Origin of the sequence: Rhodovulum steppense, assembly GCF_004339675.1 — a bacterium.
GTDB classification, from domain to species: Bacteria; Pseudomonadota; Alphaproteobacteria; order Rhodobacterales; family Rhodobacteraceae; genus Rhodovulum; species Rhodovulum steppense.
The window spans coordinates 1-6,890 of the sequence record NZ_SLVM01000050.1; the positions used below are offsets into that span (position 1 = coordinate 1).

A 6,890-nucleotide genomic window follows, 5' to 3' on the forward strand; every position below is an offset into this window, starting at 1 on the left:
GCCTCGGTCAGCCAGTAAAGATTGCTCATAGATCAGGTCTCCTCGCGGAGCCTGAATCACGCCAAAGACCTGAAATCAATGGGTCTGGAGCCTAGCAGGCTTCTGAGAGGCAAATAAGCCTCATTTATCGAACAGATAGACGATGCTCACCTTCGGCGGTAGTGTCGGGAGCGCGGGCGGACGAAGAATTGTTACATGGTGGGCGGCTTGAATGGCGGATGAAGCAAAGATTTACGAAGTCGATTTCTTCAGATGGTTCAAAGACCGCCTGAAAGACAAGGGGCTGCAATTCTCGCAATGCGGCTTCAAATTGAAGGACGGGCTTGGCTCGCGCCATGGAATCAATTTGGAAATCGGCTTCTGGAAGGAGCCGAATTACTCGGCGAACAAACCGCCGCGATGGCTTTACCAGATCGAACCTGCCGGGGCGGGATGGAAAGCCGTCAATCCTGCGGGCGGCGCGCTGAATCTTGGCGCGATCAATGCTTCGCAGGAAGACAAGGCAGGGGTAGTGTTCCGCCTGGTGCCGCTCGTGCGGCAAGAGATGAACGACTATTTCCGGGACGATAGCCTCGAAGTCCACGCGCTCTTCGTCTTCCACGGCGCGACGCCGCAAGGCTCCTCGGCGGAGCCGTTCCATTTCGATCCCGATAGCGGGGCGATGAAGTTCAAGGGCGCTGCCCTGCCGTATCTGCTGGCGGGTCTTCTCGGGGTGCAGCCGCGCGACCATGAGGTCCAGGTGTCGATTTCGGGATCGCCGCGCAAGCTGACCTATGGCGAAGTGATCGACGCCCTAGCGGCGGACATAACGGCTGCGCCGGAAGGCGCGGCGGCAGGGCCGATCCCTGTCTATGACCTGAGCGAAAAACCTGAGTTCGAGCGCCTGAAGAAGGACATTTCGGACGCCTGGAAGGCGGCGGGGCCGGTCGCGCCTCCGGCGCCGGCTGCCGGTTCCGGCCTCGATGACGAGGAAGACAAGGCAGCGGATGATGACGAAATTGTCGCGCCTGCCTCGTTGCATATCCCTGAGATGAGCGATCTGCTGGGCATCGACGCGGCGGTTTACCGGCAGATCAACGCCGCGCTCGCCTCGGGCAAGCGGCATATCATGCTCTACGGCCCGCCAGGGACGGGCAAGACGACGCTCGCCCGCCATATCGCCACGGTGCTGACGGGCGGAAAATGGACATTGGTGACGGGCTCCTCGGATTGGAGTTCGCAAGACATCATTGGGGGCTATCAGCCGGTCGGCAGCGGCTCGGTGGCTTTCATTCCGGGAGTGCTGCTGCGCCGCTTCGACCGGCCGCTCATCATCGACGAGCTGAACCGCTGCGACATCGACAAGGTGATCGGGCCACTATTCACGGTGCTTTCGGGGCAGCAAACCACCCTGCCCTATCGGCTCGACATCGAGGACAAGGATAGCCTGCAATATGTGATCCTACCGGAGAGCAAGCCCTCTGCGGCGGCGCATGAGTTCGCGCCGGGGCCGCATTGGCGCTTGGTGGCGACGATCAATTCCATCGACAAGGCGTCCCTCTACCAGATGTCCTACGCGCTCGCGCGGCGCTTCGGCTGGGTCTATGTCGATGCCCCGCGCGATACGGCCGGCTTCCTGGAAGCCTTCCTGCGCAAGGAAGATCCCGCCTGGGCGGGACCGGCGGCAGGAGCCCCCTGCCCTCTCGCTGCGTTCTGGGCAGCGATCAACACGGTGCGAGTGATCGGCCCTGCCCCCATCATCGACGCCATCAAGGCTGTCCAGGCAATGGAAGAGGATGCCGCGTTCTTCGCCGCGCCGACGCCTTCGATGAAGGAAGCGCTGCTCGATGCCGTGGACATGGTGCTCTTGCCGATGCTCGACGGGATCGTCGTGCAGGATGCGGAGTTTCTCGCGGGCAAGGCTATCGAAGTTTTCGGGCTCGATACTGCCCAGGGCGAGCGGATCAAGGCGCGGATGGCCTCCGTGGCAGTTTAGATGGAGACGCTCGACCGGGCTATTAGCGACTACGCGGCGGGGGTGTTCCTGCGGTATTTCCGGCAGGGGACGCTGGCGGGGGCGGCGAGTCCCCATCTCGATCTTGCGCGGGACATGGATTTGCTGCGTGCCCATTGGGCGCTGTCGGAGCCCGTTCGCACCTTCCTGTCCTATATGCTTAGCCATCGGCACGAAGCGCAAAGCCTGCTGCACTTCGTGAGAAGAACGGATGATGCCGTAGCGCGGGGGCGGATCGACGCGCGGGACACGATGCTTGCGCGGCGGGTGGCCGGTCATCCTTCGCTGGTGATCTACGAAGAGCCCGTGCGCAGCTTCAACACAGGGCCGAACCAGGTCGTGGCGTGGGTTGTGCATACGGCTTCGACCTATGCGGCGCGGCTCTTCGCCGTTCAGCCTGCGGGCTCGGCCTATGCCCGTCTGGTCGAGGAGACGATGACCGATGTAGCGGCAGTGGGGCGGCTCGATGCCTTGCGAGAGGTGCTGAGAAGCGTGGCCGTTCATCGCAGACCGGGACCAGGAGCGCTGCGGGATGCGGCGCGGTCACGGCGGATGATCTACCGGCTGGCGATTGCGGCCTATGACACTCTGGCGAGGGTCGAGGCGGGAGATGAAGAGGCGCTGCGGAGCGTTCTGCAGAGCACGCTGATCGGGCCGCTGGAACAGTGGCGGCGCTTCGAGCTGGCCGTGGGGCTCGGGATCGGGGAAGCTCTGGCGGCAGAGACAGGTAAACCGATGAGCCTTGCGCTGTTGGGCAGCCAATCGGGAGCGCCGGTCATCTCCTGTGGGCGATATGATGTCTTCTGGCAGGGCGGCGGGGGGTTCTACACCCCGCCCGCCTTGGAACCGTCAGAAGAGCGCCTGGAGCGGGCTTTGGCGGCTTATGGGATCCAGCTCGCTGCGGATCGTCCTGACCTGGTGATTGCCGACCGGCAAGCCGGTCAAGTGGTCGGAATCGTCGAGGTTAAGTATCTGGCGGGGGACACGGCGAGCGCCCGCTTCCGCGAAGCGGTGGGACAGATCGTGCGCTATGCGCGCGGCTATGCCCCAAAAGCGGAGATAGACGGGCTTGTCCGTGCCTCGCTCATTGCGCTGAGCCGTGAAGCCCCAGACCTTCTGGATGAAGCAGCGCCTGCGCCCCGCGTGATGGATTTCATGGGGCTGACCGATGGGCGGCTTCAGGCTTGGGTCAGGGAACGGTTGCTGTCTTCAGCCCATTGAAGGTGGGCTGAAGCTCTGGCGTATCAGGCACCACCGACCAATTGGCGGTGCCCATCGAGACGGCAGGGCTGAAACGTAGCCTATCGAGGGTGCTGTGTGGGCTCACTCGGCAGCGATCTTCGGCGATGCCTTCTTACGCATCGAGGCGGGGCGCTGAGCGCCGCCATCCGCGAAGAGCGGCGCGTCTTCTTCCGCAACCGGCCGCGCGCAGGGCGACGCGATCTCGTAAGGGATGGCGCGATCCTTGGGAAGCGGCTGAAGCTCGGGCTCGAAGCGGGCGCGGGCACCGAGGAGATACTCCTCGGACAGCTCGCAGCACGTCCAGCGGCGCTTCAGGTTCTCGGCGACGACGCCCGTGACACAGGAGCCGCCGAAGGGGTCGACCACCAGGTCGCCAGGGTCGGTGAGGAAGCGGATGAAATACTCGGGAAGCTGAGCTGGGAAGCGGGCAGGATGGATGGGGATGTTCTCTGCGCGGCAGTGATCCTGATAGCGCCCGTTGGACTCGGTGTTGGCGATGGCGAGCAGGTTCGGCGGGACGGAGCCTCCGTTGTCCTTGTTGAACTTGTCGGAGATGTCATGCCCTGAAGGGCGGAGCTTGGCCTTGTAGCCGTTCTTCAGCAGATGCTCCATCGACTTGGAGTAGGGCTGAAGGACGCGCCTGTTGTTGGCTTTGGGGTAAGGCGTCTTCGAGAGCCACCAGACGGTGTTCACGGCGTCTTTTACGCGCACACGGCGCACGTTCACCCACTCGGCGGGCGTCGGCAACTTCGACGGATTGAACCAGTAGTGCTCCTGGCAGAGATGGAAACCGTATTCCTCGACGAGCATAACGAGGAGCTTGAAGTGGTAGAGGCTTCGGGTGGGCTGGCCGGGCACCCATGCGCCGCCGATGTCGATGACGAGGCTTCCGGTGTCCTTCAGGACTCGGTGGAAGCCCTCGGCAAAGGGGCGGAACCAGTCGCAGTAGCGATCCGCGTCTTCATTGCCATAGCTCTTCTTGCGCACCAGGCCGAAGGGCGGCGACGTCATGATGAGATCGACGCTGTTCTCTTCTGCCTTGCTGAAGAGGTAGCTGCGGCTGTCGCCCCAGAATACTTGTCCGTGATCAGTCTTCAGAAACGGGCGCAGGAGCTTGGCGGGAAAGTCTCGGGGGTTGGTTTTCTTGTCCCCCCCGCCAAGCCCTTCTTCCTCGGTGAATCGGCTGTGCAGGAAGCGGATATATTCGCTGAGGGAGGCGTAGCCCTGAGCGGCAGCGGTCGCTTCGATCTCGGCGCGCTCTTCCTCGGTGAGGCGGATGTTCGCAGTTTTTGTTCTAGGATTCTCTGCTCTTGGCCGCGCCATCGGGTTCCTCGCCTGTTTTACAAAGGCACCCTAGCTGAGGGTTTTCCGTAACACAATAAACAGATGGACTAACCGTGATACAAAAGTCGCTCCGGCGATTGCGCTACAATCGGAGCGCTTCGCATTTCGGGGTTCTTGGCCCGCGCCGCTGTTGCGACGCGGGCCTGCTGCTTTCTGCCTCGACCTCTGGCACCGCGCCCTGCGGATTGGCTGTCCTCGGCCTCTCGGCGCCTGGGCATCTCTGCCTCTCGCGCTTCGGGTGTTGTCCGACCGAAGCCGAAGGAGACCCGGATGGCCCTCGACAGACTGATCGACCTGATCGCAGAACAAGCCGCAAGGGAGGTTGTGGCCATTTGACGAAGCTGACTGGTCGCAGCGGAACGACGGTAGGCGCGGGGCGCCGGCCGGACAATGTAAAAGTCGAGGCTTGGTCAGTGTTGCCTTAACGCGGTGAAGGCAACACTCTGCCAAGCCACGACTCACAGGGGGGCAGATGAACAAGCACGCACCTATCCGCGCGGCCCTCTACGCGCGCTATTCGACCGACAAGCAGAACCCGAAGTCGATCGACGATCAGCTCTACGAATGCCGGGTCCGGGCCCGCAGGGAAGGCTGGGAGGTCATCGACGAGTATGTCGACCGGGCGATGTCGAGCGCGGTGAACGACCGGCCCGGCTATGTCCGCCTCCTGGAGGATATCGAGAAGGGCAAGTTCGAGATCGTGCTGTCCGAGAGCATGGATCGGATCAGCCGCGACAATCTGGACATCGCCTATCTGTGGAAGCTTGTGGAGCATCATGGGGTCGAGATCCACACGCTGGACCAGGGCAAGATGGATTTCATCCGCGTGGCCTTCGCGGGGATCGTCGGCACGATGTTCCTGAAGGCCCTGGCGGAGAAGACCCGGCGCGGCCAGGCCGGGAAGGTTCGCGACGGCGAGAACCCGGGCGGGGTGGCCTACGGCTACCGGGTGCCCGTCGGCCCGGACGGGCTGCGGATCCCCGGCGCGCTCGAAATCGTTCCCGAGGAAGCGGCGATCGTTCGCCGGATCCTGACGGAATATGCCCAAGGGAAATCGCCCCTGAAGATCGCGGCGCAGCTGAACGAGGAGGGGATTCCCGCGCCCCGGCCCCGCAAGAAGCAGCCGGTGGGGCACTGGCGCCAGAACACGCTGAACGGCAACGTAAGCCGGGGCACGGGCATCCTGAACAACGAGCTCTATGTCGGCAAGCGGGTATGGAATCGCCTTCGCTACAGCAAGGACCCCAAGACCCGGAAGCGGACTTCCCGCCTGAACGCGCCGGACGCGTGGCAAGTGTGCGACGTGCCCGACCTGCGCATCGTCGATGACGCGCTGTGGGACGCCGTGAAGGCGCGCCAGCGCGCGCACGCTCTCGCCCGGGGGCTTATAGACAGCACCGACCGGAACGGCCTGTCGGCGAGCCAGGGGCTCCGCCGCAGGACGTATCTCGTCTCGGGCCTACTGGAATGCGGGTGCTGCGGCGGCAAGATGACCATCGCCGGCAGCGGCAAGTCGAAGCGCTACTACTGCGCCAACGCCAAGGAGAAGGGCCCGGCCGTCTGCCAGGGGATGCCCGGGCTGCTGCAGAGCGTGGCGGAGACCACGATCATCGTCGGACTGCAGCACGAATTGATGCAGCCGGCCGCCTACGAGCGGTTCCGCAAGCAGATGGCCCGGCACCTCAAGACGATGGGGAATACCGGCGACGACGAGCGGAAGCACTACCTGCGCCTGATTTCCGTTAAGGAAACGGCCCGGGAGAACATCATGGCCGCCGTCCGGCGCGGCCTCGTCGACGACGAGGCGATTGCCGAGGCGAACGGCCTGGTGGAGGAACTGAAGCAACTCCGGGCCAAGCTCGACACGCTGGCGCCGAAGACGATCGAGCTGCCCGAGACCCTTCCGCAGATGTGGCAGGACTACGTGGCGAACCTGGTGTCGGTGCTGGCCCGGGAACCGATTGCGGGTCGGGCCGGCGACACGCTGCACCAACTGGTGGAACGCGTCGTCGTTCTGCCGCATCCCGAGAAGCGGCGGGCGCACGTTCTGGAGATCTGGGGGGACATCGTGGCGATGTTCATCGCGGCCGATCCTGACCGGCGGGCCGGGTATGATGCGTCGAGTTGTTCGCTAAAGTTGGTTGCGGGGGTAGGATTTGAACCTACGACCTTCAGGTTATGAGCCTGACGAGCTACCGGGCTGCTCCACCCCGCGTCGGTTGTTTTGTTGGCCATTTTGGCCTGTCATCGAAGAGAGTTATATGTTTGGCTCTTTCTAGGTTTGGCGGTGACCTACTCTCCCACGTCTTGA

The 6,890-nt window shown here is 63.4% G+C and carries 4 protein-coding genes and 1 tRNA gene; 3 read left to right on the top strand and 2 right to left on the bottom strand.

From position 1 onward, the window contains the following. Positions 1 to 211 precede the first annotated feature (211 nt). Complete coding sequence (locus EV216_RS17870; RefSeq protein WP_132697217.1) at positions 212 to 1,975, top strand: AAA family ATPase; 1,764 nt, start codon at positions 212 to 214, stop codon at positions 1,973 to 1,975. Then, a complete protein-coding gene (locus EV216_RS17875) occupies positions 1,976 to 3,214 on the top strand; it encodes a hypothetical protein (protein ID WP_132697219.1) in 1,239 nt (412 codons plus the stop codon). It begins immediately after the preceding gene. 102 nt (positions 3,215 to 3,316) lie between these two features. Here the strand turns inward: EV216_RS17875 and EV216_RS17880 are convergent, their stop codons facing one another. Then, positions 3,317 to 4,558, bottom strand: a complete 1,242-nt coding sequence (locus EV216_RS17880) for a DNA methyltransferase (RefSeq protein WP_132697221.1) — start codon at positions 4,556 to 4,558, stop codon at positions 3,317 to 3,319. A gap of 493 nt (positions 4,559 to 5,051) precedes the next feature. Between EV216_RS17880 and EV216_RS18910 the strand changes: the two genes are divergently transcribed. Next, entirely contained in the window at positions 5,052 to 6,761 is a 1,710-nt protein-coding gene (locus tag EV216_RS18910; protein WP_424511193.1) for a recombinase family protein, read from the top strand. Here the strand turns inward: EV216_RS18910 and EV216_RS17895 are convergent. Next, positions 6,718 to 6,794 (bottom strand) — tRNA-Met (locus EV216_RS17895). The genes EV216_RS18910 and EV216_RS17895 overlap by 44 nt on opposite strands. Positions 6,795 to 6,890: the final 96 nt, after the last annotated feature.